Raw genomic sequence first — 24,691 nt, forward strand, 5'->3', positions numbered from 1 at the left:
CAGCGTCCCGGTTGGGACTGTCGGGATTGTGGCCGGTCGTGGCCGTGCGAATGGAAGACGCGTGCCCTGAGAGCAGAGTTCCGAGATGACAGGACCTCGCTAATGATCTATCTGGCGTCCTTCTATGCGGATGCGAATGTAGATTTCGGTGGTGCCTCGGAACTGAAGCTCTATGCCCGCTTTCTTGTCGCGCCCTTCGCCGAGTAGACCGTCGACATGGAATTCTGGGACGGCGGGGCGGGATTTTGCTGCCCGCCGAACCCCGGCGTCTGAAAGGCCACCTGACCGATGCGCAGTGACTGGGCCGCTCTGCCCGAAGCCGTCACGACACGGATCACCGACCGGGTCGGCGAGATACACGTCGTGCCCGCCGGGACAGGTGACCACGCGGAGATCGCCGCAACGGTCAGCGGACCCCTTGGGTCCGTGTTCGTGAAAGCAGCTCAGAGCGACCTGGGCGTTCGGTCACTGCGCTACGAGCTGCGGGTGGGCGAGGCCCTCCAACCGCCTTGCTCACCCGCAGTTCAGTGGCACTTCGAGACCGGCGGCTGGCTGGTGGCAGGCTTCGAGCAACTCGACGGTCCCCACGCCGACCTGTCACCAGGGAGCCCCGACCTCGATCTGCTCGCCACCGCCATCAAAGACCTCAGCGTGGCCCCCGAACCCGCCATACCGCTGTACAACCCAGCGGCGCGGCTCGGCTTCTCTCATCCCGCGATGGCCGGCGAGGCACTCATCCACACCGACCTAAACCCGGCCAACCTGATCGTGACCAGCGATGGCCTGCGCATCGTCGACTGGGCGTTCACGACCAAGGCGGCACCGTGGCTCGAGCTCGCCATGCTCGTACCTTGGCTCATCGGCAGTGGCCACACGCCAGAACAGGCCGAGAACTGGCTGTCCCAATTCTCGGCCTGGGACTCGGCCGGGTCCGACGCCATGGACCATTTTGCGACCAGTAGCGCCGCGAAGTGGTCTGCCAAAGCCCAAGCGACATCGCCGTCATGGATACATGACCTTGCCATCTGGACCAGCCGGTGGGCGCAGTTCAGGGCATGACCGGAGATGAGTGCCAGGGGCATGGAGTAGCTGGCGTAGCTGCAGTGGCGGTGTGGGGGTCGGCGGCCGGTGCCTTCTAGGGTGTCCTCACGGCGGTGAGGGGAGAAGGATGCGCAGCTTGGCTTGGGTTCCGGGGATTGAGGTGGCCACCACCTACCGGGCCAAGTGGTTCCCGAAGGACCTTGTCGCGGGGATTGTGCTGACCACGCTTCTGGTTCCGCAGGGGATGGCCTACGCGGAGTTAGCGGGGCTTCCGCCCATTACCGGGCTCTACACGTCGATTCTGTGCCTGCTCGCCTACGCCGTGTTCGGGCCATCACGGGTGCTTGTGCTCGGCCCGGACTCGGCGTTGGGGCCAATGATTGCCGCTGTTGTCGTGCCGATGGTGTTGGCGGGTGGGGATCCGGGGAAGGCTGTTGCGCTGGCTTCGGTTCTGGCGCTGCTGGTTGGGCTGTTCATGACCGTCGCGGCTGTGGCCAAGCTCGGGTTTGTGGCGGATTTGTTGTCGCATCCGACTCAGTTGGGGTACGTGAACGGGCTTGCGGTCACGATTTTGATCGGGCAGCTGCCCAAGCTCTTCGGGTTCTCGACCGAGGGGGAGGGCCTCTGGGCTGACATCAAAGGCTTCGTCACCGGGCTCGACGAAACGGTGCCGGCCGCGCTGGCGATCGGGGTCGGGGGGCTCGTCGTCATTCTGGGGCTGCAGAAGCTGCTGCCCAGGGTGCCGGCCATTTTGGTGGCGGTCGTGGGGGCGATTGCGGCGGTCACCCTCATGGATCTCGACGTGGATGTGGTGGGGCCGCTGCCGCAGGGGTTTCCGCCGTTCACGATTCCGACTGTCTCGTTGCATGAGTTCGGGCTGCTTGCGGCGGCGGCCGTGGGGATCACGTTGGTTTCGGTTACCGACACGATCTCGACCGCGTCGGCGTTTGCGGGGCGTACGGGGCAGGAAGTGCGCGGCAATCAGGAGATGGGTGGGATCGGGGCGGCCAACCTCGCGGCGGGGTTGTTTCAAGGGTTCCCGGTCAGCACGAGCGGTTCCCGTACGGCGGTGGCGTTCGCAGCGGGCGCTAAGAGCCAGGTCACGGGGCTGGTCGGGGCGGCGGCCATCACGCTCATGCTCGTATTGGTGCCGGGGCTGCTCAAGGACATGCCGCAGCCGATGTTGGCGGCCGTTGTCATTGCGGCGTCTATCGGGTTGGCCGACGTCAAGGGCATGGTGCGGTTGTGGAGGCAGCGGCGGATCGAATTCGCGTTGGCGGCGGCTGCGTTTGTCGGGGTGGCGGTGCTGGGGGTGTTGCCGGGCATTGCCTGGGCGGTGGCGCTGAGCGTGCTCAACGTGTTCCGGCGCGCGTGGTGGCCCTACCGTACGGAATTGGGCAAGCCCGAAAACGTGGACGGCTATCACGACTTGCAGCAATATCCGGAGGCCGCCAGAACACCGGGGCTCGTCATCTTCCGGTTCGATGCGCCGCTTATTTTTGCCAACGCGCGCACGTTCCGGGAGGAGATCCGGCACCTGGCTACCGACGGGACGCGCTGGATTCTCGTGGCGGCCGAGCCGATCACGGACGTCGACACCACCGCGGCCGACATGCTGGAGGAGCTCGATCAGGAGCTCAACGCCAAGGGCATGTCGCTCGTGTTCGCGGAGATGAAGAACCCGGTGAAGCAGAAAATCGACCGGTACGGGCTGACACGCACCATCGATCCGGCGCATTTCTACCCGACGTTGGATGATGCAGTGGCAGCCTTCCGAAGGAGCAACGCATGACGGCGGTCTACGAGATCGACACCTGGCCGTGGCTCGAGGGCCTGAGCCGCCGGTACGGGCGGACGGTGACGCTCGGGGACGTGCCCGGTGAGGTCTGGGACGACATAACGTCAACCAATGCCGTCTGGCTGATGGGCGTCTGGGAACGCAGCCCGGCCGGCCTCGCCATTGCCCAAGCCAACGAGGGCCTGCAAAGAGAATTCCGAAATGCTTTGCCCGATTTGTCCGAGGAAGACGTCGTCGGCTCGCCCTACTGCATCCGCCGCTACGAAGTCGATCACCACCTCGGCGGGCAAGAGGGACTAAGGAAGGCTCGCGAGGAACTCAAGAAGCGCGGCCAAAAGCTGATCCTCGACTACGTCCCCAACCACGTAGCCCCGGACCACCCGGCGATCACCGAATACCCCGACTGGTTCATCAACGGCACCCCGGACGACCTGGCGAACAACCCCACCGACTGGTTCAAGGCCGGCGACCGCATCATCGCCCACGGCCGCGACCCCTATTTTCCGCCCTGGCCCGACGTGGCCCAGCTCAACGCCTTCAGCCCGGGCCTGCGCAAGGCCACCGTGGAAACCCTGAAAAACATCGCCGAGCAGTGTGACGGCGTCCGGGTCGACATGGCCATGCTGATGTTCAACGACATCTTCGCCCGCACGTGGGGCGAGCACGCGGGCCCGAAACCGGCGCAGGAGTTCTGGCCGGGAGTCATCCAGTCTTTGCCCGCCGATTTCCTGCTCATCGCCGAGGCCTATTGGGACACCGAGTGGACGCTGCAGCAGCAAGGCTTCCACCTCTGCTACGACAAGCGCCTCTACGACCGGCTGGCCCACGAGGACGCGAATGCCGTCCGCGCGCACCTGAGAGCCGACCGCGCCTATCAGGACCGCCTGATCCGCTTCACCGAGAACCACGACGAGCCCCGCGCCGCCGCCGCGCTGGGTCCTCGAAATCGAGCCGCCGCCGTGGCCATTGCGACTCTGCCCGGCGCCACCCTCTGGCACGACGGCCAATTCGAGGGCCGCCGCGTCAAACTCCCGGTCTTCCTCGGCCGCTATCCCGACGAGCCGGTCGACGAGGAGCTGCGCGCCTTCTACCGCAAGCTGGCGGAGACGAGAATCAACACGGGTGACTGGCATTTGCTGGACACCCACGACGTGCTCGCCTGGACGTGGCAGAACGGCGACGACCGCCACCTCGTCGTCATCAATTTCGCCGGCAGCACCGCGCGAACCCGCGTACGGGCGCCGTGGTTCTCGGACGGGCAGGATCGGCGGCTGACCGATCTGCTGGACGGCCGGGTCTTCGACCGTGACGGCGCCGAACTGGCCGCCGAGGGTCTTTACGTCGAGCTGCCGCCCTGGGGGTTCCATGTCCTTGCGAGCTGAGAAGGCGCTGGAACAAGCGAAGGATCTCGACGGCCTGCTCATCACGCCGGGCCCCGATCTCGCCTATTTCACAGGTCTGCGGCCACCGGTCACCGAGCGCCTCACGATGCTGATCCTGCGGCACGGCGAAACGCCGCATCTGATCGTGCCGCGGCTGGAGAAACCGGAGGGAATCGACGCCGAGACCTGGCAGGACGGCGACGACCCGTACGAACTGGTCACGCGAAGGCTCAAACAGGGCCGCTATGCCATCTCGGATTCCGCCTGGGCGATGCATCTGCTGGAACTGCAGAAGCCGGGGCTCACCTATACGTCGATGACCAAAGCGCTGCCCATGCTGCGCGCGGTAAAAGACGCCGATGAGGTCGAATTGCTCGCCGCAGCCGGTGCGGCCGCCGACAAGACGTTCGAGGCCGTCAAGGAGCTGCGTTTCAGCGGGCGCGCCGAGAAAGACGTGGCCGCCGACCTGGCCCGGCTTCTGCAGGAGCACGGCCACGAGCAGGTCGATTTCACGATCGTCGCGTCGGGGCCCAACGGCGCGAACCCGCATCACGAGGCCGGCGACCGCGTCATCGAGAACGGCGACATGGTCGTGCTCGATTTCGGCGGCTTGAAGAACGGCTACGGATCCGACACCACGCGCACTGTGCATGTGGGACCGCCGAGCGACGAGGAACAGGAAGTCCACGACTTCGTTCGCCTCGCGCAGCAGGCCGCCTTTGAAGCCGTACGGCCGGGGGTGGAATGTCAGGAGGTCGACCGGGTGGCCCGTCAGGTCATCGTGGACGCGGGATATGGCGAGTTCTTCATTCACCGCACCGGGCACGGCATCGGCCTCGAGACGCACGAGCCGCCCTATCTCGTACGGGGGGAAACGCGGCCCCTGGTGCCCGGCATGTGCTTCTCGATCGAGCCGGGAATCTACCTGCCGGGCCGGTTCGGGGTGCGGATCGAGGACATCGTCACCGTGACCCCCGACGGCGGCCGGCGGCTGAACAACACCGAAAGAACGATCGTCACAGTCTTTTGACCTACCTCCGCGGCGACCATCGGGGGCAGACTCGGGGGATCTGAACCGCGAGACCTGGGGGAGTTCCATGAAACCGACGATCGTCCTCGTGCACGGCGCGTTCGCCGAGTCGTCCAGCTGGACCGGCGTGATCAAGCTGCTCAAGGCGCAGGACTATCCGGTCATCGCCGTGGCCAACCCGCTGCGCGGCGTCAAGTACGACTCCGACTATCTGCGCGCGACCCTGGCCTCGGTCGAGGGGGACGTGGTGCTGGTCGGCCACTCGTACGGCGGAATGGTGATCACCAACGCGGCGACCGGCGTCCCGGCCGTGAAGGCGCTGGTCTACGTCGGGGCCTTCGCGCCCGAGCAGGGGGAGAGCGCGGGCGACCTGGCCGGCAAGTTCCCCGGCAGCTCGCTCGGCGAGACCCTGAGCCCGGTGAAGCTGCCCGACGGCGGCACCGACCTCTACATCAAGCAGGATCTCTACCATCACCAGTTCGCCGCCGACTCGCCGGCCGAGTTGGCCGCGGTGCTGGCCGTCACGCAGCGCCCGATCACCGAGGGCGCGCTGGGTGAGGCGTCCCCCGGTGAGCCGGCGTGGAAGTCGATCCCGTCGTGGTTCCTGTTCGGCAGCGACGACCTCAACATTCCGGTCGCCGCGCTGCGCTTCATGGCCGAGCGGGCCGGTTCGCGCCGCACGGTCGAGCTGGCCGGGGGTTCGCACACGGTGGCGATGCCCGAGGCCGCGCAGCTGGTCGAGCTGATCGGCGAGGCGTCAGGCGCCTGATTGCCGCTTGTCCTCCTCGACGTCATCCGCGCCGACCGGCACGCCGTCGGAGTCGCGGGTGGCGTCGGTGAGGCGGCGGTGGTCGGGCCCGGCGCCGGAGGCCACCGCGTCGGCGTCGGCGTCGGCGGCACCCACGACGGGACCGTCGGGGTTGGCGCCGGTCTCCTCGCGCACCTTGTCGCCGAAGTCGTCGGAGAGCGCGGCGGCGATCGGGACGGCCTGCGGACCTGAGGGGTTCGTCATGACGGTTCCTTCCTTCGAAAACAGCCGAGAGACGAAAACAGCCGAGACATGGATACCCGTTGCGGCGCGGGGTAGTCGCGGCGCATGACGAACGAGCGCACGGTGTCGGATCTGGTGGTGGAGCGGCTCACCGCGTGGGGAGTGGAGCGGGTCTTCGGCTACGCCGGTGACGGCATCGACGGCGTGATGGGGGCGCTGCGCCGGGCCGGGAAGCCGGCCTTCGTGCAGGCCCGGCACGAGGAGAACGCGGCGTTCATGGCGGTCGGGCACGCCAAATACACCGGTGGCGCGGGCGTCTGCCTGTCGACGCAGGGGCCGGGCGCGGTGCATCTGCTCAACGGGCTGTACGACGCCAAACTGGACGGCAAGCCGGTGGTGGCGATCGTCGGCCAGCAGGCGTCGACGGTGCTCGGCAGCTCGTATCAGCAGGAGATCGACCTGCAGCGGCTGTTCGGCGACGTGTGCGCGCAGTTCGTGCAGACCGCGCACACCCCCGAGCAGCTGCCGATGCTGCTCGACCGGGCGTTCCGGACGGCGTTCGCGACGCGCAGCCCGACCTGCGTGATCCTGCCGCACGACGTGCAGACGGCCCCGGCGCCCGACCAGAGCACCCACGAGCACGGCGTGATGATGACCAGCCCCGGGCTGCGGCCGGCCCGGGTGGTGCCGTACGACGACGACCTGCGCGCGGCGGCCGAGGTGCTCTCCAGCGGCGAGCGGGTGGCCGTCATGGTGGGGCAGGGCGCGTACGGGGCGGCGGCCGAGATCGTCGAGCTGGTCGAGCGGCTCGGTGCGGGCGTCACGGCGTCGCTGCTGGGCAAGCCGGTGCTCGACGAGACCCTGCCGTTCCACACCGGCGTGATGGGTCACCTCGGCACCACGGCCAGCCAGCGGTTGATGGCCGAGTGCGACACGCTGCTGCTGGTCGGCACCAACGACCCGTGGACCGAGTTCTATCCGGTGCCGGGCCAGGCGCGGGCGGTGCAGATCGACATCGACGGGCGGCAGCTGGGCGTACGGTATCCGGTCGAGGTGCCGCTGGTCGGGGACGCGACCGAGACCGTGCGCGCGTTGACCGCCCTGGTCAAGCCGTCCGGCGGCCGGGCCTGGCGGGAGCGCGTCGAGGGCTGGGTGCGCGGCTGGCACGAGATCGCGCAGGCCCGCGCGGACGCCCCGGCCGAACCGCTCAACCCCCAGCACGTCGTACGGTCGCTGACCGCCCGGCTGCCCGAGAACGCGCAGGTCGCCGTGGACGTCGGCTCGGTCGTCTACTGGTACGCCCGGCACCTGCGGCTGCCGCGCGGCGTGCCAGCCCACCTGTCGAGCACGCTGGCCTCGATGGGCTGCGGGATCCCGTACGGGCTGGCGGCGAAGCTGGCCGCCCGCGACCGGCCCGCCGTGGTGCTGAGCGGGGACGGGGCGATGCAGATGACCGGGCTCGCCGAGCTGGTCACGGTGGCCGCACGCTGGCGGGACTGGGCCGATCCGCGGTTCGTGGTCTGCGTGCTGAACAACCGCGACCTGGCCGAGGTGAGCTGGGAGCAGCGCGAGATGGAGAGCGAGCCCCGGTTCGTGACGTCGCAAGAGCTGCCCGACGTGCCGTACGACCGCTACGCCGAGCTGCTCGGGCTGCGCGGCCTGCGCGTGGAGTCGCCCGCCGAGATGACCGCCGCGTGGGAGACGGCCCTAGCCGCCGACCGTCCGGTGGTGATCGACGCGCGCACCGACCCGGCGATCCCGCTGCTGCCCCCGGGTCGCACCGCCGAGCAGGTCAAGGGCATGTATGCCGGGCTCGCGGCCGAGGAGGGCCCGCTCGCCCGCCGGGCCGAGCAGCACCTGCGCCGGGAGCGCGCCGACGAGGGGTTCACCGATTAACCTGCCCGCATGACGGTGCTCGACAACCGCGCGCTCAACCGGGCCCTGCTCGCCCGTCAGCTGCTCGACCGGCGGCACACCCGGTCCGCGTTCGACACCGTCGAGCATCTGTGCGGGCTGCAGGCGCAGGAACCGCACGAGCCCTATTACGGGCTGTGGAGCCGGCTCGACGGGTTCGAGCCGGCCGAGCTCGGCGAGTTGCTGCTGCGCGAGTCGCTCAAACGGCTCCGTCCGCAATTGCGCACTTTCCGCGACGTACGGGGAAGGGAGCTTTGACGTGCTGGACGGGGAGCTGCCCGACCCCGAGACGCCGGCGCCCCCGCGGTTTCTGCCCGCCTTCGACAATGTGGTGCTCGGGTTCGACGACCGCAGCCGCGTCATCGACGACGCCCATCGCCGGCTCAGCGTGGAGGGTGCCCGTTTTGTCCTCGTGGACGGGCGGGTGGCGGGCACCTGGCGGCCCGCACAGGAAGACTTGCAGGTCACGCTGTTCGGGCCGGACGGCGCCGACGCCGTGGAGGAGGAGGGCGATCAGCTGCGGGCGTGGCACGGTCTCGAAGGGCGTACGGTGGTGGAAATCCGGCGATAACGGGGAGGCGCGGATGCCCGACAACTTGGCCGATCCGGCGTTTCATGCCAACCCCCACCCCTCGTACGCGGCCTGGCGGCGCGACGGCCCGATCCGGCGGGTGCGGCTGGCCAGCGGGACGGTCGCCTGGCTGATCACGCGGTACGACGACGCGCGCCGGGCCCTGGCCGACCCCCGTTTCGCCAAGCGGGCCTCCGACATCCGTCATCCCTCCAACGCTATCGACCGGGCCCTGTCGAACCACATGCTCGCCGTCGACCCGCCCGACCACACCCGGCTGCGCCGCCTGGTCAGCGCCGCGTTCACGGCCCGCCGGATCGAGGCGTTGCGTCCCCGCATTTCGGACATAACGCACGAATTGCTGGACAAATTTCCGGCCGACGCACCCTTCGATCTGATCGATGCCTTCGCCTTCCCGCTGCCGATCCAGGTGATCTGCGAGCTGCTCGGCATCCCGGCCGACGACCGCGACAAGTTCCGGCGCTGGTCCAACATCATCGTCGGCGGCGTGGCCTACCAGGACAAATACCCGCGCGCCGCGTCCGCGATGGTCGGCTACATCCAGGCGCTGGTGGCCGCCCGCCGCGCCGACCCCGGCGACGACCTGCTCTCGGGCCTGATCGGGGTGCGCGACAGCGGCGACAGCCTGACCGAGGACGAGCTGATCTCGATGGTCTTCCTGCTGCTGATCGCCGGCCACGAGACCACGGTCAACCTGATCGGCAACGGCATGTATCTGCTGCTCTCCCAGCCCGACCGGTGGCAGCGGCTGTGCGCCGACCCGGCGCTGATCCCGACCGCGATCGAGGAGTTCCTGCGCTACGAGTCCCCGGTCGAGACGGCCACCTACCGCATCACCACCGAGGACATCGACTTCGACGGCCAGACGATCCCGGCCCGCTCGGGGGTGCTCATCGGCCTGCTCTCGGCCAACCGCGACGGCGACCGCTTCCCCGACCCCGACGCGGTCGAGCTCGACCGGGCCCACAACCCGCATCTGGCCTTCGGGCACGGCATCCACTACTGCCTGGGCGCGCCGCTGGCCCGGCTCGAGGCGCAGATCGCCTTCACCGCGCTGGCCGCCTCGCACAAGAACTTGCGGCTGGCCGTCGACGAGTCCGAGCTGACCTGGCGCCCCGGCCTGCTGCTGCGCGGGCTCTTCACCCTGCCCGTGACCCCCGGGTGAGCTGGACGATGACTGATTTGGCAAGCTTTCCGCCGTGGAAGCACTCCGGCTGATCCTGCTCTTCGTCCACCTGATCGGGTTCGCGCTGCTGCTCGGCGGGGCGATCGCCCAGTTCCTCTCCGGCAAGTTCCGGATCAACCCGGCCGTGCTGTGGGGCTCGATCATCCAGCTGGCCTCCGGCATCGGGCTGGCGGCCCCGCTGCGCGGCGGCGGCGACGCGGAGCCGAGCCCGATCAAGCTGGGCGTCAAGCTGCTGCTGGCCGTCCTGATCTTCATCATGGTCTTCATTCCGCGCAAGCGCGAGAACGTCAACAAGGGCCACTTCATCGGCATCATCACGCTCACCCTGGCCAACGCCGCGGTCGCCGTGTTCTGGCGCTGACGATGCCCCGTGATCTGCGTGACAGAACGCGCCGAACGGATGATTAGTCCTCGGCCGTTCGCCGCCGAATCCGTTGCGGCGAAAGGCTTCCGGGCGCCGTCCTGCCCGTAATTGTCCGCTTCGTTTCCCGGCCAGAAACAATTGTTCTCGAACTCTAAATAGGCCCCGGCCGCTCTCTTATGCAATTCATAGATTCCATGTGTAGGGTCCCGCAGGCCAGTTGATCAACTGGCTTTCACGCCCGCCATGGAGCGCCCAGTCATGACCGAGAGCATCGACGCCAGCGTCGTCATCCCCACGCACAGCGAACGCCGCTGGGCCTCCTTGCAGCGTACGGTCGCCTCGGCGCAGCAGCAGAAGACGACCCCGGCCGAGATCATCATCGTGGTCGACCACAACCCCGCGATGTTCGAGCGGGTCAAGGCCGAGTTCCCGGGCGTCACGGTGCTCGAGAACACGTCGCTGCGCGGGGCCTCCGGCAACCGCAACACCGGCGCGTTCCACGCCCGCTCCGAGCTGATCGCCTTCCTCGACGACGACACCGTCGCCCACCCCACCTGGCTCGAGAACCTGGCCCGCCCGTTCGGCAACCCGGCCGTGGTCGGCGCGGGCGGCCTGATCGTCCCGGCCTGGGAACGCACGCGGCCGAGCTGGATGCCCGACGAGCTGCTCTGGACCGTCGGGGTCTCGTACGCGGGCATGCCGACCTCGGTCGCCGAGATCCGCAACGTCTGGTCGGCCAGCATGATGGTCCGCCGCGAGGCGTTTCTGAAGGTCGGCGGCTTCCGGGTCGGCTTCGGCAAGCTCGGCGACCAGAACCGCCCCGAGGACACCGAGCTCTGCCTGCGGATCAGCGCCGAGACCGGCGGCCACTGGATGTACGTGCCCGACTCGGTCATCGAGCACGACGTCCCCCTGGATCGTTCCACCTTCCGGTTCTTCCTGCGCCGCTGCTACGCCGAGGGGCGCGGCAAGGTGCAGATGGCCAGCCTGCTGCCGCGCGACCAGAAGCTCGGCGCCGAGCAGGACTACATCCGGCGTACGCTGCCCCGCGCGGTCGCCCGCAACCTCAAGGCGGCGACGCTGGGCCGGGGCGGCTATCACGCCCTGCGCGCCGCCACGGTGATCGCCGCCGTGGCCGCGGCCGGGTTCGGCGGGGGAGTCGAGACGATCGCCGGCCTCGGCGAGTCCGAGGCCGCCACCCGCTGACCTGCCCCTGGTCAGCCATTCGTCGCCGCCGATTAACCCCCGATCTTTAGCGTCCGGGCTCATGCGAAAGATCGCCGTCATCGGCCTGCTCGCCCTCACCGCGTCGATGGTGGGAACACCGTCGTACGCCGGGGGCTCTCACAAGCCCACCCTGACCGGCTGGGCCTCGCTGCCCGCCGGCACGTTCGTCCCGGGCAGCGAGCCCTCCGGCGCGCTCGTCACCGGCAACCTCAACGGCTTCACCGCGCCGTTCGCCGACCAGCCGATCCAGGGCTTCTCCGGCATCGTCGACAACGGCGACGGCACCTTCGACGTGCTGTCCGACAACGGCTACGGCAACCAGGCCAACTCGGGCGACTTCCTGCTGCGCGTCCAGAAGCTGGCGCCGGTCTTCAAGAGCAACAAGGTCGACGTGCTCGGCGGCATCACGCTGACCGACCCGAACGCCAAGGTGCCGTGGAAGCTCACCCGTGCCGACCGCGTGCTCACCGGCGCCGACTTCGACCCCGAGTCGATCGTGAAGGTGGCCGACGGCTCGTACTGGATCGGCGACGAGTTCGGCCCCTACCTGCTGCACTTCGACCGCGCGGGCCGCCTGCTCGACGCCCCGGTCGCGCTGCCCGGCGTGATCGCGCCCGAGACCGCCGCCCGTACGGGGGAGACCGCCACCGCCCGCAGCAGCAAGGGCTTCGAAGGCCTGGCCGTGGCACCCGACGGCCGGCACCTCTACGCCCTGCTCGAGGGCACGGTGACCGGCGACCCGGCCGGCTCGCTGCGCCTGAACGAGTTCGATGTTTTGAGAAAGCAGTACACCGGCAAGCGCTGGACCTACCAGCTCGACAACCCCGACTTCGCCATCGGCGACGCCATCTCGATCGCCGACGGCCGCTTCCTGATCATCGAGCGCGACAACGGCCAGGGCGCCACCGCCGTCACGAAGAAGATCTACGAGGCTGTCGTTCAGCGGGATGGGTCGCTGAAGAAGACCCTTGTGGTCGACCTGATGAACGTCTCGAACCCTCGCAAAATCGGTGGTTTCGGCACGACCTTCACGTTCCCGTTCCAGACCATCGAGGACGTGGTGATCCTCGATAACCGCACGATCGCGGTCCTGAACGACAACAACTTCCCGTTCTCCACCGGCCGCAGCGCCACCGCCGCCGACAACAACGAGTGGATCACCATCGCCCTGCCGTCCTCGCTCCGCGTCGACCGCCGCCTCCTGCCGTAGCGGCGACTTTCCTTGCTTTCGCTTTCAGCGGCCCGTCGCGCTCCTTTTCCCGTACGACCTAGGATTGGTCCCCAAGGCGCACGGGCCGCTGATTGCAACAACATCACTCCACCCGGCCTCCGGCGGCCCCATGTGGTCAAGCGCCCGCGCCCCCACGATCCGGCCAGGCCCGCCTCCCCGCGCGGGGTCTGACCTCGGCTGAGCTGCCCCGCCGTCGCCCCGACCGTCCGACGGGCCGTATTGGCCCCGATCGGCCGTGCTGACCCGACGGGACGTGCTGGCCCGGGCCGTCTGGCCGCCCGAGCCTTCCTGGGCTTTCTGATCAGCCGACGCCCCGGCCAGCTGCGAACGTGCACATTCGCGAGGCCAAGCCGAGCCCGCAGGCGACCGGACGCCAATGCACCTGCCCTGACATCGCGCCGCGCGGGCCCCACCCTGACGACCTAGCCTCCTAGGATGCACCAACAGCCAGTAACGTGCGCGATCCGGAGGCGGGCGACCTGTCCTCGTATCGCGGATCCGGAGACGACCCCGCACCGGGACGAGCAACCCCCGGTTCGTTCTATCGGATACGCGACCAACGGATCCCGCCCCGAGCGACCCCCGCTCCCGGAGCGACCCGCCCCCGTCCGCCACCCCGCCCCGGCGACCCGGCCCGTGGTCGCGATGGCCGGATTTGCCGCGTGTGCAACATATTTCGCCGCCCGGCTCGGTAGGGGATCGGGGCCGCTTTGTCCGGAGTGGAGCGGCGGCCCGGCAGTGTGACCAAGAAATTTATCAAGACTTTTACCACCCCCGATTGTGATCGTTCCGCAGGTAGTGGAAACGGTGTCTCCGTACGCGGCCTCATTGTCTAAAGTGGAGTGATAACTCCGTTACAAAGGGGACGCTAGGCTGATGATCGGTCAGTCGGCTGTTAATGCGACATAAGGGACGGGGGCAGTTATGACCGCGCGGGCGCCGCGTGCTGATGCTTTGCGAAACCGGTCGAGGGTGCTTGCCGCGGCCGAGCAAGTCTTCGTGGCGCGGGGCACAACGGTGTCGACCGAAGAAGTGGCCCGCGCGGCCGGCGTCGGCATCGGCACGGTCTTCCGCCACTTCCCGACCAAGGCCGCGCTCATCGAGGCGGTCTTCCGCGAGCGGCTCCGCCGGTTCGCCGAGGAGGCCGACCGGCTGGTCGAGTCCGACGACCCCGCCGCCGCGATCTGGACCTTCCTCACCCTCATGGCTGAGGTAGCGGCGGGCAAGGACGCTTGGACCGACGCCTTCACCGCGGCCGACCTGCACGAGGCCCTGACCCCGGCCCGCGAGCAGCTGCCCCGCGCGCTGGGCGCCCTGCTCGTACGGGCCCAGGCGGTCAACGCCATCCGGCAGGACGTCACGGTCTCCGAGCTGACCGCCCTCATGCTCGCCGTCTCGCGGGTCCCCGACCAGCCCGCCGACGGCGCACCCCTGCGAGCCCGAGTCTTGAGCATCGTCTTCGACGGCCTGCGCCCACAGGGGTAGCGGCAGCCGGTCGCGGCTAGGGTGGGTCCGTGGCTGCGTTGAGTGTCGCCTGGGTGGACGAGCAGTACGACCGGGAGAATGCGGGTCTGGGGCGCAGCCGGTTCGCCGAGCACGTCTGGGTGCACGCCAAGGAGTTCGACGACTGCTGGGGTGACATCTCGCCCGTCGGGTTCGCGTGTGTGGCCTGGCGGCTGGCGACCGCGCCGCATCTCGACCCGGGGTTCGTACGGGTGCATCGACGCGTGCTGCGGGCCGAGCTGAGACGCAACACGTGGGACGGTTCGCTCACCGCCGCCGTCGACCTGGTCGCGCCCTGGCCGGGGGAGCTGAGCACGTCGAAGAGCTGGACCCAGGATCGTGGCTGGCGCGGCTGGCCCGAGACGTTCGGGCAGTTCCTGGCGCCGTCGCAAGAGGAGCTGGCCCGCATCCCGCACGCGCGCTCGACCGTGCTCGTCGAGGCGCCGCTCGCGTTCGCCGGGCTGCCCGCGCTCCCCGACAGCCCCGGCCCCGAGCTTCCCGAGCTGGCCGAACGCACCGTCACCGTCCTGGTCCGCGAGCTCAACGACCTGCTGTCCCCGATGGTCACCCAGCTGGAGGCGACCCGATGAGCCGGCTGCTCGGCGCGCTTCACAATGCCGAGGACCAAGCTGACGCCGTACGGGCGCAAGGGGTTGGTCTGTCGCGGCAGGAGCTGCTCGGCCGGGCCGCGGCGGTGGCGAACGAGATCACCGGTCGCCGGATGGTGGCCGTGGAGGCGACGCCCACGCTCGACACCGTGGTCGCCATCACCGGGGCGTTGCTGGCCGGCGTCCCCGTCGTGCCGATCCCGCCCGACGCGGGGGAGCTGGAGCGCGCGCACATCCTCGCCGACTCGGGCGCCGAGCTGATCGACACCCGGCAGCGGGCCGCGAGCAACGACGTTCCACCCGAGCCCGACGCCACGCGGCCGGCCCTGATCCTCTACACCAGCGGCACGACTGGCGCGCCCAAAGGGGTCGTGATCTCGCGGGCGGCGCTGGCGGCCGACCTGGACGCGCTGGCCGAGGTCTGGCAGTGGACGCCGGACGACACGCTCGTGCACGGGTTGCCGCTTTTCCACGTGCACGGCCTGGTGCTGGGAGTGCACGGCCCGCTCCGGCTCGGTTCGCGGCTCGTGCACACCGGCAAGCCCACCCCGCAGGCGTACGCGGCCACGCCCGGAACGCTGTATTTCGGCGTGCCCACCGTCTGGTCGCGGGTCTGCGCCGCCCCCACCGAGGCCCGCGAGCTCGCCCGGGCCCGCCTGCTGGTCTCGGGCAGCGCGCCCCTGCCGGTGCCGGTGTTCGAGCGGCTGCGGACGCTGACCGGTCAGGCCCCGGTCGAGCGGTACGGCATGACGGAAACCCTGATCACGGTGAGCGCCCGCGCCGACGGGGAACGCCGCGCCGGGCACGTGGGCCTGCCGGTGCCCGGGGTCGAGACGCGCCTGGTCGACGACACCGGGGCGGTGCTGCGGCCCGGGGCCGAGATCGGGCATCTGCAGGTGCGCGGGGCGACGCTGTTCGACGGCTACCTCAATCACGGCCGGCCCGAGCGGGAGGGCTGGTTCGAGACCGGCGACGTGGCCACGATCGGCGCCGACGGGTGGCACCGCATCGTCGGGCGCGCCTCCACCGACCTGATCAAGACCGGGGGCTACCGGGTCGGGGCGGGCGAGGTCGAGGACGCGTTGCTGCTGCACCCCGCGGTCCAGGAGGCTGCCGTCGTCGGCACCCCGCACCCTGATCTCGGCGAGCAGATCACCGCGTACGTGGTCGCGGACGGGACGACGGAGCGCGAGCTGATCGATTTCGTCGCCGCCGGCCTGTCCGTGCACAAACGCCCCCGCGCGGTGCACCTGGTCGGCAGCCTGCCCCGCAACGCGATGGGCAAGGTGCAGAAGGCGGCGTTACGGTAGGCCCGATGAGGGTCTGGTTGACGCCACAGTTCTGGCTGCGCGTGCTCATCGTCGGTTCCGGTCTGGTCGGCCTGCTCGTCGGCGACCACCGCATCGTCTACTACACGTGCCAGAGCAACCTGATCACCCTGGGCTACTTCGGCGGCGTCCTCTATTGGATGGTCCGCCGCCGCACCACCGACCCAGCCGCACCCCGCCTGCGCGGCGCGGTCACCCTGTGGATCGTCATCACCGGCCTGATCTCCCATTTCATGCTGCAGAACGGCGAAAACCCGCTACCCGGCCTGGTCGCCCCCGACGTCGCCAGCCGCGTCACGAACTGGTCGATGTTCCTGGTCCACTACGCCGTCCCCCTGCTGGTCCTGGCCGACTGGATCCTGTTCGGCCCCCGCCGCGTCTCCCCGTGGCGCGACCTGGGCCTGTGGATCCTCTTCCCCCTCGCCTACGGCGCCACGTCGGTCGCCCGCGCGATCCTGTTCCCCACGGTCAGCGCCCGCTACCCGTACTTCTTCCTCGACCCCACCACCCACGGCTACGACTGGGTGGCCGGCCAATTCCTCGAACTGGGCGTGATCTTCGCCGTCCTCGGCGCCGCCCTGCTGGGAATCGACCGCCTGGCCGCCCGCCTGCGCCCCACCACCCCGGCGGCCCCCTCCGACGAGGTCGGCTCGCCCGCCCTGGCTATACCCGCACGATCGGGCCCGGCCAGAGCCGGCGAGCCAGGGTGAGCCCCTCCCCGAAGGCGGTGCCCCAGAGCGCCACGGTCAGGTAGTCACCCACAGTGCCGAATGTGGGATTGGCGGCGTAGAGGACCGACATCCCGCTCAGCACGATCAGGCCATCGCCGATCAGGGCGAATCTCCGGTCCGACCGCCTCACCCGCCGATCCAGCAGCGCGCTGTCCAGCCGGGACCGCCGCGGACGCCAGAGCCGGCGCACCAGCAAGCCAACGATGATCACGGCGCCGGCGGCCACGAGGGGCAGCACCGTTCCGTAGACCACCAGGCGCCATATGGCAGGCTGAGCGACGGGCAGCCGCCGGGGTGACGGTGCCCGCGGTTCCGCGGCAACGGGCAACTCTGGCGGCGCCGCCGGTCCGGGAGGTGCCGTGGCCGGCGGCCTCCCTGTGGGTGCCGTCGTATTCGCAGCCGGGGCCACTCCGGCGGGTTGGCCGGCTGAGGTGACCAGGTAGACGGCTGACGCCACGATAGGCACCAGCAGCAGGACGGCTGCTGTTGCGATCCATTTCGGACGACGCCGAGCCGAGGTGTCGAGTATGTCGGCAGCATCGACGTCCTGGTGACTCACTTTCACGTGGTACTTGACGGGAGCGCGCCCAACGGTCGCCGCCGCCTTGCCGGGCAGTTCATCGGTGATCGGATCAGGCTCCCAGGCCCGATAGCGCTTCTGAACCTCCGCGTCCAGAGCAGTCAGGTCCTCCGGCCCATCGGTCAGTTTGGCCAGCACATCTCCGGCGCTGATCCTGGCCGCCTGCCGGTAGAGGCGGTGGAAGGTGCGCAGGTAGGCCCTTGCCTCGCTCACCGCCACGACCGCCTCGTGCAGATCGGACTCCGAATACAGCGGGCGTCCGCGCAGCGCTTCGCCGACCGGCGACTTGTCCAAGGCCCGCTCGATCCGCCGGTCACCCGCCCGGTCGAAGCGATCCGTGTTCAGCGCCTTAAGCAGGTCGGCCAGCGTCGTGAACGAGTCGACCAGCCCGGCGATCTTGAGGTATTCGGCGCCCCCGGCGTCCCAGTCCGCCCGCTCGCCGTCGGTCAGAACCTCGTCGAACCGGCGCCGTGCCTCGTCGGCGCGGTGATCAAGCACGAGGGGCGGTTCCCGCGGCGCGGCCGTGATGCGATAGGTACCGTTCAAGGCCGCTTGCACTTGCTCCGCTTCGTCGCGCAGGCGGGCCAGATTCAGGTCCAGAACGTTGCGTGGTCGCTCACGCTGGTGGTAGCGGTTGAGCAAATGCACCACCAGCAGGCCCAGGATCAGCACCAGGAGGGGCCAGACCGGCAGGTCACGAAGCCGGAGCGTGCCCTGCGCCTCCCCGCCCGGCCGGCCCGGCAGCAGGTCCACGACTCCCTGATACTCGCCCGGTCGGCTTACGCCGGTCACCGTGAAGGTGGTCCCCTGACGCACCACTTCGGCAGTGTCACCACGACGGGACGTCAGCATCCCGATCTGCGCGGGGCGCGGATCGGCCGCAGCACCGGGGGCATCCGGGATGACGACGTCGTCGACGCGGGTCGTCTCGCCGAACGGAGCCAGGCGGAAACCGGCGAACTGCAGGCTGCTGATCGCGACGGGTGCCGGGGCGGGACGGCTGCTGGTGCTGATCGCCCGGCGGACGATCGCCCCGCCGCTGGAAAGGAGCAGTTCGCCGGAGCCGGGCGTTTTGCGCAGCAACGTCACCACGAAGGCCCCGACTTCGCCCTCGTCCAGCGTCAGCCGTCGGGACTCGACTTCGAGCACGCCGGCCGGGCGGAAGGCCACGGTCAGGAAGAAGTCGTGGCGGCGGCCCGGCCGGCCGTCCAGGACAGGCACACGCCAGCGTTGCTCGACTTCCGCGGTTTCCAGGTTGATGACGGCCGGGCGCGCATCCGCGAATTCGATCGCCTCGGCGGCCCGGGCAGGCAGTGGCTGCGCGATCACGAGGATCGTCGCGGCTACGGTGGCCGCCAGCCCGCGCATATCTCAAGCGTGCGCCGCCGGGCGCGATACCGCTGTCGTCAGGTTGACGGGTCAGGCGGGTATGCGGCCGAACTTGACCTGTTTCCAGTTCCAGATTTTGGCTAGTTTGACGCGGTCGCCTGGTTTGGGGGCGTGCCAGACCTGGCCGGCGCCCGCATACACGGCGACGTGGTAGGCGTGGCTGCCCGAGACCCAGAAGACCAGGTCCCCAGGGCGAGCCGCAGCGGCCGTGATTTTCTTGGCCGTTCGGTATTGGGCCTGGGCGGTGCGGGGGAGGGTGACGTGGGCCTTCGCGTAGGCGAAGCCGGTCAGGCCTGAGCAGTCGAACGCGGTGGGGCCGCGGGAGCCGTACTTGTAGGGCTTGCCCCGCTGGGCGCGGGCGGCCGCGACGATCGTGGTGCCGCGGGCGGCGAGCGCGGCCGAGGCGGCGGCGTCCGGGGAGACCGGGGCGGCTTGAGCGGGGGCGGCCGGTGCGACAAGAGCGGCGGCCGAAAAAACGGCGACGAGCAGGAGGCGGCGCAGGGTCATGGCGATCCTTGGTCCTTCAACCGCCTGCGAGGTTAGCTGTCGGATTAGGCCTGAAGGCGGCCCGCCGCGAGAAGCGACTTCACCCCGAGCCGGCCGTGAAGCGCCGGCGATCTGGTTCCCCCGTTCCCGCCCACTGAAGTTCCGTCGATGACAGGTCGGCCGCTTCGTGGTGGGCGGGACTCGGCGTCCCCGGAGCGGCACACGAAGACGATCGGCCGGGCCCAGCGATTCGCCACTGTTTCTCAACGGGCTCAGCAAACTCGGCTGACCCGAACCGGACGGGTGGCGCGCAAGTGCAACGGACATCGGGGGCAGGCGGGTGGGGACGGGGCGGTATCGCCGGGCCTAGCCGGTGAACCTTGTCACCGAATTGGGTCGGCCTGGCATCTGCGGGGCCGGAATGCGCTCCCGAGCCGCAACCGCGATGGCACCGCCGGGTGACTTAAGGCATCACTTAGGTCGCTGTTGACTTTGGACGGGACCGGGGAGAGATTGCCACGGACCCGGGAGGTGCGGCGTGCAGGTACCGGCTCCGTTCGAATACGAACGTGCCACCAGTGTGGACCAGGCGATCGGGCTGCTGGAACGTCTGGGCAGCTCAGCGAGGCTGGTGGCGGGCGGGCACAGCCTGCTGCCGATGATGAAGCTGCGGCTGGCGAACTTCGAATACTTGATCGACATCAACCCGCTGCACGCCGAGCTGGGCTACATCCGGGTGCAGGCGGACGAGGTACGCATCGGGGCCATGACCCGGCATCGGGAGCTGCTCGAGTCGGACGAGCTGGCCGCCGCGTTCCCGATCTTCCGGGACGCCGAGCGGGTGATCGCCGACCCCGTGGTGCGCAACCGGGGCACGCTGGGCGGCTCGCTGTGCCAGGCCGACCCGTCCGAAGACTTGTCCGCGGTGTGCACGACCCTCGACGCGAGCTGCGTGATCCGGGGTCCGGGCGGCGCCGAGCGGGTCGTGTCGATGGAGGAGTTCCACGTCGGCCCGTACGAGACCGCTGTGGGCGACGGGGAGATGCTCGTCGAGGTGCACCTGCCCGTCCGAAGCAACGGTGGCAGCGCGTACGAGAAGGTCGAGCGCCGCGCCGGGGACTGGGCGGTGGCGTCGGCCGGGGCCGCGGTGTGGCTGGCGCCGGACGGCACGTTCGCCGACGCGCGGGTGGGGCTGGCCGCGGTCGGGCCCAACACGACCGGCATCCCGGAGATCTCGCAGGCGTTGCGCGGCAGCACGCCGTCGGAGGAGCTGTACGAGCGGGCCGGCGCGATCGCGGCGAGCAGCTGCGACCCGGCCACCGACCAGCGGGGCAGCGAGGACTACAAGCGCCACCTCGCCGACGAGCTCACCCGGCGCACGCTGCGCAAGGCCGTCGAACGGGCGAGGAGCTGAACCCATGCAGGTCACGATGATCGTCAACGACACCGAGGTCACCCGCGAGATCGAGGGCCGGCTGCTGCTCGTGCACTTCCTGCGCGACACGCTCGGCCTGACCGGCACGCACTGGGGTTGCGACACCAGCAACTGCGGTACGTGTGTGGTGTGGCTGGATGGTGAGCCCGTCAAGTCGTGCACCGTGCTCGCCGCGATGGCCGACGGGCACGAGGTCCGTACGGTGGAAGGGTTGGCCAAGGGAGCCGAGCTCGACCCGATCCAAGAGGGCTTCATGCAGTGTCACGGCCTGCAGTGCGGTTTTTGCACGCCGGGCATGATGATGACCTGCCGGGCCCTGCTCGACAAAAATCCCGACCCCACCGACGCCGAGATCCGTGAGGCCATCTCGGGCCAGATCTGCCGGTGCACGGGTTACTCCACGATCGTCCGCTCGGTGCGGTGGGCGTCCGTCCACGAGGCGAGGGTGAACCAGTGACCACTGTGCACGAACGGACAGAGACGTTCGACGACAACGACCAGAAGCCCGTCGGCTACGGGCGGATGCTGCGTAAGGAGGACCCGCGCCTGATCCGCGGCCGGGGCCGGTTCACCGACGACGTGCAGCTGCCCGGCATGCTGCACCTGGCCATCCTGCGTTCGCCGTTCGCGCACGCCCGGGTCGTCAGCGTCGACACCAGCGCCGCCGAGGCCGCCCCGGGCGTCAAGGCCGTGGTCACCGGCGAGACCCTCAAGGGCCTCGGCCTGGCCTGGATGCCGACCCTCTCCAACGACGTGCAGGCCGTGCTGGCCACCGACAAGGTGCGCTTCCAGGGCCAGGAGGTCGCGTTCGTCGTCGCCGAGGACAGGTATGCCGCCCGCGACGCGCTCGAGCTGATCGACGTCGAGTACGACGTGCTCGACCCGGTCATCGACGTGCGGCAGGCCCTCGCCCCGGACGCGCCGCTGATCCGCGACGACCTCGAGGGCAAGACCAACAACCACTGCTTCGACTGGGAGACCGGCGACGCCGAGGCCACCGAGGCCGTCTTCGCGCGGGCCGACGTGGTCGTCAAGCAGGACATCGTCTACCCGCGCGTGCACCCGGCCCCGATGGAGACGTGCGGCGCGGTCGCCGACTTCGACGCGGTCGAGGGCAAGCTCAAGCTGTGGTCGACCACGCAGGCCCCGCACGCCCACCGCACCCTGTACGCGATCGTGGCCGGGCTGCCCGAGCACAAGATCCAGGTGATCGCGCCCGACATCGGCGGCGGCTTCGGCAACAAGGTGCCGATCTATCCCGGCTACGTGTGCGCGATCGTCGGTTCCATCGTCACCGGCAAACCGGTGAAGTGGATGGAGGACCGGTCGGAAAACCTGATCAGCACCGGGTTCGCCCGCGACTACATCATGCGCGGCGAGATCGCGGCCACCCGCGACGGCAAGATCCTGGCCATCCGGACGAACGTCCTCGCCGATCACGGCGCGTTCAACGGCACCGCGGCCCCGGTGAAGTATCCGGCCGGCTTCTTCGGCGTGTTCACGGGCAGCTACGACATCGAGGCCGCCTACTGCAACATGACCGCCGTCTACACCAACAAGGCTCCCGGCGGGGTCGCGTACGCGTGCAGTTTCCGGATCACCGAGGCGGTGTACCTGGTCGAGCGGATCGTCGACTGCCTGGCCGCCGAGCTCGACATGGACCCGGCCGAGCTGCGGCTGAAGAACTTCATCCAGCCCGACCAGTTCCCGTACGAGACCAAGACCGGCTGGGTGTACGACTCCGGCGACTACGAGCCCACGATGCGCCAGGCCATGGACATCGCCGGGTACGCCGCCCTGCGCGCCGAGCAGGCCGAGAAGCGGGCCCGGGGCGAGCTGATGGGCATCGGCATCTCGTTCTTCACCGAGGCCGTCGGCGCGGGCCCGCGCAAGAATATGGACATCCTCGGCCTGGGCATGGCCGACGGCTGCGAGCTGCGGGTGCACCCCACCGGCAAGGCGGTCGTGCGGCTGTCGGTCAAGACCCAGGGCCAGGGCCACGAGACGACCTTCGCCCAGATCATCGCGGAGGAGATCGGCATCCCGCCGGCCGACATCGAGGTCGTGCACGGCGACACCGACCAGACGCCGTTCGGGCTGGGAACGTACGGGAGCCGCTCGACCCCCGTCTCCGGCGCCGCGGCCGCCCTGGTGGCCCGCAAGGTGCGCGACAAGGCGCAGCTGATCGCGTCGGCCATGCTCGAGGTGACCGTGGCCGACCTGGAATGGGTCAAGGGCTCGTTCCAGGTCAAGGGCGACCCCGGCAAGGCCGTCACGATTCAGCAGATCGCGATGCGCGCGCACGGCGCCGGCGACCTGCCCGACGGTGTCGAGGGCGGGCTCGAGGCGCAGATCTGCTACAACCCGTCCAACCTGACCTACCCGCATGGCGCCTACATCTGCGTCGTCGACATCGACCCCGGCACCGCGCAGGTCAAGGTGCGCCGGTTCATCGCCGTCGACGACTGCGGCACCCGGATCAACCCGATGATCATCGAGGGGCAGGTGCACGGCGGGCTGACCGACGGCGTCGGCATGGCCCTGATGGAGATGATCTCGTTCGACGAGGACGGCAACTGCCTCGGCGCGTCCCTGATGGACTACCTGATCCCGACGTCGCTCGAGGTGCCCGACTGGGAGACCGGTTACACGGTCACGCCGTCGCCGCACCACCCGATCGGGGCCAAGGGCGTGGGGGAGTCGGCCACCGTGGGCTCGCCGCCGGCCATCGTCAACGCCGTGGTCGACGCCCTGAAGCCGTACGGGGTCAGGCACGCCGACATGCCGCTCACGCCCTCACGGGTGTGGGACGCCATGCGGGGCCGGGCCACACCGCCGATCTAGGGGTTCGCTGTGACTGTTGTGGAACGGGCTCGCGAGCTCACCGTCGCGCGCCGGCCGTTCGTGCACGCCACCGTGGTGCGCGCCCAGGAACCGACCTCGGCGCGCGCCGGTGACGACGCGGTGATCCTCGACGACGGGTCGATCGAGGGCTTCGTCGGGGGTGTGTGCGCCGAGAGCTCCGTACGGGCGGCCGCCCTTGACACCCTGTCGTCGGGCAAGACCCTGCTGCTGCGGGTGCTGCCCGACGACGCGGCGTCGTTCCCCGAGACTCCCGGCGCGCTCGTCGTGGTCAACCCGTGCCACTCGGGCGGGGCGATCGAGATCTTCCTGCGGCCGGTGCTGCCCAAACCCCTGATCGGCGTCGTCGGCGACACCCCCATCGGCCGGGCCGCCGCCGAGCTGGCCTCGTTCCTCGACTTCGAGCTGACAACCCTTCCCTCGTACGAGGGTGTGGCCGCGGTCGTCGTGGCGGGGCGCGGCCGCGACGAGGAACGGGCCATCCGGGCCGCGCTCGACGCCGGGGTGCCGTACATCGCCCTCGTGGCCAGCCACACGCGCGGGACGGTCGTGCTCGACGGGATGGGGCTGAGCGAGGACGAGCGGTCCCGGGTGCGCAACCACGCCGGGTTGGACATCGGAGCCCGTACGCCTCAGGAGATCGCCCTGGCCATCATGGCCGAGATCGTGCGTGAGCTGCGCACCAAAGACCCCGAGTTATCCACAAACCAGAGTTATCCACAGCCCCCCAACATGACCAACCCCCCAACGACGACAATGGGCATTGGGGGAGCCCCCGTGGAGGGCGGGTTAGTAGCGGCAGTTGATCTTGGCGGTGACGATCTTGGGGTTGGCGATCTTGGGGGCGCCACCCCGGTCACGCTGTCGAGATCGGCGCCCCGCCGCGAGACCGACCCCGTCTGCGGCATGACCGTCTTCATCGACGACGACACCCCGCACGCGCTCGTCGACGGCCAGGACTTCTGGTTCTGCCGCATCGGCTGCCGGGACAGCTTCGTGGCGGCGGCCTAGCC

Annotated in this window: 23 protein-coding genes and 1 riboswitch; of the genes, 20 read left to right on the forward strand and 3 right to left on the reverse strand. The window is 69.5% G+C overall.

The window, feature by feature from the left end:
- Positions 1-288 precede the first annotated feature (288 nt).
- From JKJ07_RS28035 to JKJ07_RS28055, 5 genes are all read left to right on the forward strand, one after another.
- Positions 289-1,059 carry a phosphotransferase gene (locus tag JKJ07_RS28035; RefSeq protein ID WP_202994800.1) on the forward strand — a complete coding sequence of 257 codons (771 nt, stop codon included), beginning with the start codon at positions 289-291 and terminating at the stop codon, positions 1,057-1,059.
- 142 nt (positions 1,060-1,201) lie between these two features.
- Complete coding sequence (locus JKJ07_RS28040) at positions 1,202-2,833, forward strand: SulP family inorganic anion transporter (RefSeq protein WP_307834446.1); 1,632 nt, start codon at positions 1,202-1,204, stop codon at positions 2,831-2,833.
- Positions 2,830-4,221, forward strand: coding sequence for an alpha-amylase family glycosyl hydrolase (locus JKJ07_RS28045; protein ID WP_202994802.1), 1,392 nt, complete (start codon positions 2,830-2,832; stop codon positions 4,219-4,221). The genes JKJ07_RS28040 and JKJ07_RS28045 overlap by 4 nt, the downstream gene beginning before the upstream one ends.
- Positions 4,145-5,251 (forward strand): M24 family metallopeptidase, encoded by a 1,107-nt coding sequence (locus tag JKJ07_RS28050; RefSeq protein ID WP_307834447.1) that lies wholly within the window; start codon positions 4,145-4,147, stop codon positions 5,249-5,251. Before JKJ07_RS28045 ends, JKJ07_RS28050 begins: the two co-directional genes overlap by 77 nt.
- 67 nt (positions 5,252-5,318) lie before the next feature.
- Positions 5,319-6,020: an alpha/beta fold hydrolase gene (locus tag JKJ07_RS28055; protein WP_202994803.1), complete on the forward strand. Its 702-nt coding sequence runs from the start codon at positions 5,319-5,321 to the stop codon at positions 6,018-6,020.
- Here JKJ07_RS28055 and JKJ07_RS28060 read toward each other — a convergent pair.
- Positions 6,009-6,263, reverse strand: coding sequence for a hypothetical protein (locus JKJ07_RS28060; protein WP_202994804.1), 255 nt, complete (start codon positions 6,261-6,263; stop codon positions 6,009-6,011). The two genes, JKJ07_RS28055 and JKJ07_RS28060, sit on opposite strands and share 12 nt — an antisense overlap.
- Before the next feature lie 84 nt (positions 6,264-6,347).
- On the opposite strand from JKJ07_RS28060, the gene JKJ07_RS28065 reads away from it, so the two are divergent.
- From JKJ07_RS28065 to JKJ07_RS28110, 11 genes are all read left to right on the forward strand, one after another.
- Positions 6,348-8,138 (forward strand): thiamine pyrophosphate-requiring protein, encoded by a 1,791-nt coding sequence (locus JKJ07_RS28065; protein WP_202994805.1) that lies wholly within the window; start codon positions 6,348-6,350, stop codon positions 8,136-8,138.
- A gap of 9 nt (positions 8,139-8,147) precedes the next feature.
- Entirely contained in the window at positions 8,148-8,414 is a 267-nt protein-coding gene (locus tag JKJ07_RS50195) for a DNA glycosylase AlkZ-like family protein (protein ID WP_236030033.1), read from the forward strand.
- 1 nt (position 8,415) lies between these two features.
- On the forward strand, positions 8,416-8,727 hold the full coding sequence (locus JKJ07_RS50200; RefSeq protein WP_307834448.1) for a DNA glycosylase AlkZ-like family protein: 312 nt from the start codon (positions 8,416-8,418) through the stop codon (positions 8,725-8,727).
- Between the two features lie 13 nt (positions 8,728-8,740).
- Complete coding sequence (locus JKJ07_RS28075; protein WP_202994806.1) at positions 8,741-9,913, forward strand: cytochrome P450 family protein; 1,173 nt, start codon at positions 8,741-8,743, stop codon at positions 9,911-9,913.
- A gap of 34 nt (positions 9,914-9,947) precedes the next feature.
- The gene (locus JKJ07_RS28080) at positions 9,948-10,295 is read left to right on the forward strand and encodes a hypothetical protein (RefSeq protein ID WP_202994807.1); all 348 of its coding nucleotides are present in this window, start codon (positions 9,948-9,950) and stop codon (positions 10,293-10,295) included.
- Positions 10,296-10,556: 261 nt separating this feature from the next.
- Positions 10,557-11,504, forward strand: a complete 948-nt coding sequence (locus JKJ07_RS28085) for a glycosyltransferase family 2 protein (RefSeq protein ID WP_202994808.1) — start codon at positions 10,557-10,559, stop codon at positions 11,502-11,504.
- Positions 11,505-11,565: 61 nt separating this feature from the next.
- On the forward strand, positions 11,566-12,735 hold the full coding sequence (locus JKJ07_RS28090) for an esterase-like activity of phytase family protein (protein ID WP_202994809.1): 1,170 nt from the start codon (positions 11,566-11,568) through the stop codon (positions 12,733-12,735).
- Between the two features lie 1,038 nt (positions 12,736-13,773).
- Positions 13,774-14,241, forward strand: a complete 468-nt coding sequence (locus JKJ07_RS28095; RefSeq protein ID WP_438871445.1) for a TetR/AcrR family transcriptional regulator — start codon at positions 13,774-13,776, stop codon at positions 14,239-14,241.
- Between the two features lie 29 nt (positions 14,242-14,270).
- A complete protein-coding gene (locus JKJ07_RS28100; RefSeq protein WP_202994811.1) occupies positions 14,271-14,849 on the forward strand; it encodes a hypothetical protein in 579 nt (192 codons plus the stop codon).
- Positions 14,846-16,177, forward strand: coding sequence for an acyl-CoA synthetase (locus JKJ07_RS28105; protein ID WP_202994812.1), 1,332 nt, complete (start codon positions 14,846-14,848; stop codon positions 16,175-16,177). The genes JKJ07_RS28100 and JKJ07_RS28105 overlap by 4 nt, the downstream gene beginning before the upstream one ends.
- Before the next feature lie 5 nt (positions 16,178-16,182).
- Entirely contained in the window at positions 16,183-16,905 is a 723-nt protein-coding gene (locus JKJ07_RS28110; protein ID WP_202994813.1) for a Pr6Pr family membrane protein, read from the forward strand.
- On the opposite strand, the gene JKJ07_RS28115 is transcribed toward JKJ07_RS28110, so the two are convergent.
- Entirely contained in the window at positions 16,859-18,874 is a 2,016-nt protein-coding gene (locus JKJ07_RS28115) for a hypothetical protein (RefSeq protein WP_202994814.1), read from the reverse strand. The two genes, JKJ07_RS28110 and JKJ07_RS28115, sit on opposite strands and share 47 nt — an antisense overlap.
- Before the next feature lie 51 nt (positions 18,875-18,925).
- A complete protein-coding gene (locus tag JKJ07_RS28120; RefSeq protein WP_202994815.1) occupies positions 18,926-19,402 on the reverse strand; it encodes a C40 family peptidase in 477 nt (158 codons plus the stop codon).
- A gap of 6 nt (positions 19,403-19,408) precedes the next feature.
- A riboswitch (cyclic di-AMP (ydaO/yuaA leader) is annotated at positions 19,409-19,559 on the reverse strand.
- 360 nt (positions 19,560-19,919) lie between these two features.
- On the opposite strand from JKJ07_RS28120, the gene JKJ07_RS51875 reads away from it, so the two are divergent.
- Genes JKJ07_RS51875 through JKJ07_RS50210 form a run of 4 tightly spaced genes read left to right on the forward strand, consistent with a single transcriptional unit; the run spans position 19,920 to position 24,689 of the window.
- Positions 19,920-20,795: an FAD binding domain-containing protein gene (locus JKJ07_RS51875; protein WP_202994816.1), complete on the forward strand. Its 876-nt coding sequence runs from the start codon at positions 19,920-19,922 to the stop codon at positions 20,793-20,795.
- A 4-nt stretch (positions 20,796-20,799) separates the two neighbouring features.
- On the forward strand, positions 20,800-21,273 hold the full coding sequence (locus tag JKJ07_RS28130; protein WP_202994817.1) for a (2Fe-2S)-binding protein: 474 nt from the start codon (positions 20,800-20,802) through the stop codon (positions 21,271-21,273).
- On the forward strand, positions 21,270-23,660 hold the full coding sequence (locus JKJ07_RS28135) for an aerobic carbon-monoxide dehydrogenase large subunit (RefSeq protein ID WP_202994818.1): 2,391 nt from the start codon (positions 21,270-21,272) through the stop codon (positions 23,658-23,660). Before JKJ07_RS28130 ends, JKJ07_RS28135 begins: the two co-directional genes overlap by 4 nt.
- Positions 23,661-23,669: 9 nt before the next feature.
- On the forward strand, positions 23,670-24,689 hold the full coding sequence (locus JKJ07_RS50210; RefSeq protein WP_202994819.1) for an XdhC family protein: 1,020 nt from the start codon (positions 23,670-23,672) through the stop codon (positions 24,687-24,689).
- Positions 24,690-24,691: the final 2 nt, after the last annotated feature.

The organism is Paractinoplanes lichenicola, assembly GCF_016785085.1.
Taxonomy (GTDB): Bacteria; Actinomycetota; Actinomycetes; order Mycobacteriales; family Micromonosporaceae; genus Actinoplanes; species Actinoplanes lichenicola.

Coding starts and splice junctions, on each gene's coding strand:
- JKJ07_RS28035 (WP_202994800.1), top strand. CDS start 289: ATGCGCAGTGACTGGGCCGCTCTGCCCGAAGCCGTCACGACACGGATC.
- JKJ07_RS28045 (WP_202994802.1), top strand. CDS start 2,830: ATGACGGCGGTCTACGAGATCGACACCTGGCCGTGGCTCGAGGGCCTG.
- JKJ07_RS28055 (WP_202994803.1), top strand. CDS start 5,319: ATGAAACCGACGATCGTCCTCGTGCACGGCGCGTTCGCCGAGTCGTCC.
- JKJ07_RS28060 (WP_202994804.1), bottom strand. CDS start 6,263: ATGACGAACCCCTCAGGTCCGCAGGCCGTCCCGATCGCCGCCGCGCTC.
- JKJ07_RS28065 (WP_202994805.1), top strand. CDS start 6,348: ATGACGAACGAGCGCACGGTGTCGGATCTGGTGGTGGAGCGGCTCACC.
- JKJ07_RS50195 (WP_236030033.1), top strand. CDS start 8,148: ATGACGGTGCTCGACAACCGCGCGCTCAACCGGGCCCTGCTCGCCCGT.
- JKJ07_RS28075 (WP_202994806.1), top strand. CDS start 8,741: ATGCCCGACAACTTGGCCGATCCGGCGTTTCATGCCAACCCCCACCCC.
- JKJ07_RS28085 (WP_202994808.1), top strand. CDS start 10,557: ATGACCGAGAGCATCGACGCCAGCGTCGTCATCCCCACGCACAGCGAA.
- JKJ07_RS28090 (WP_202994809.1), top strand. CDS start 11,566: ATGCGAAAGATCGCCGTCATCGGCCTGCTCGCCCTCACCGCGTCGATG.
- JKJ07_RS28105 (WP_202994812.1), top strand. CDS start 14,846: ATGAGCCGGCTGCTCGGCGCGCTTCACAATGCCGAGGACCAAGCTGAC.
- JKJ07_RS28110 (WP_202994813.1), top strand. CDS start 16,183: ATGAGGGTCTGGTTGACGCCACAGTTCTGGCTGCGCGTGCTCATCGTC.
- JKJ07_RS28115 (WP_202994814.1), bottom strand. CDS start 18,874: ATGCGCGGGCTGGCGGCCACCGTAGCCGCGACGATCCTCGTGATCGCG.
- JKJ07_RS28120 (WP_202994815.1), bottom strand. CDS start 19,402: ATGACCCTGCGCCGCCTCCTGCTCGTCGCCGTTTTTTCGGCCGCCGCT.
- JKJ07_RS28130 (WP_202994817.1), top strand. CDS start 20,800: ATGCAGGTCACGATGATCGTCAACGACACCGAGGTCACCCGCGAGATC.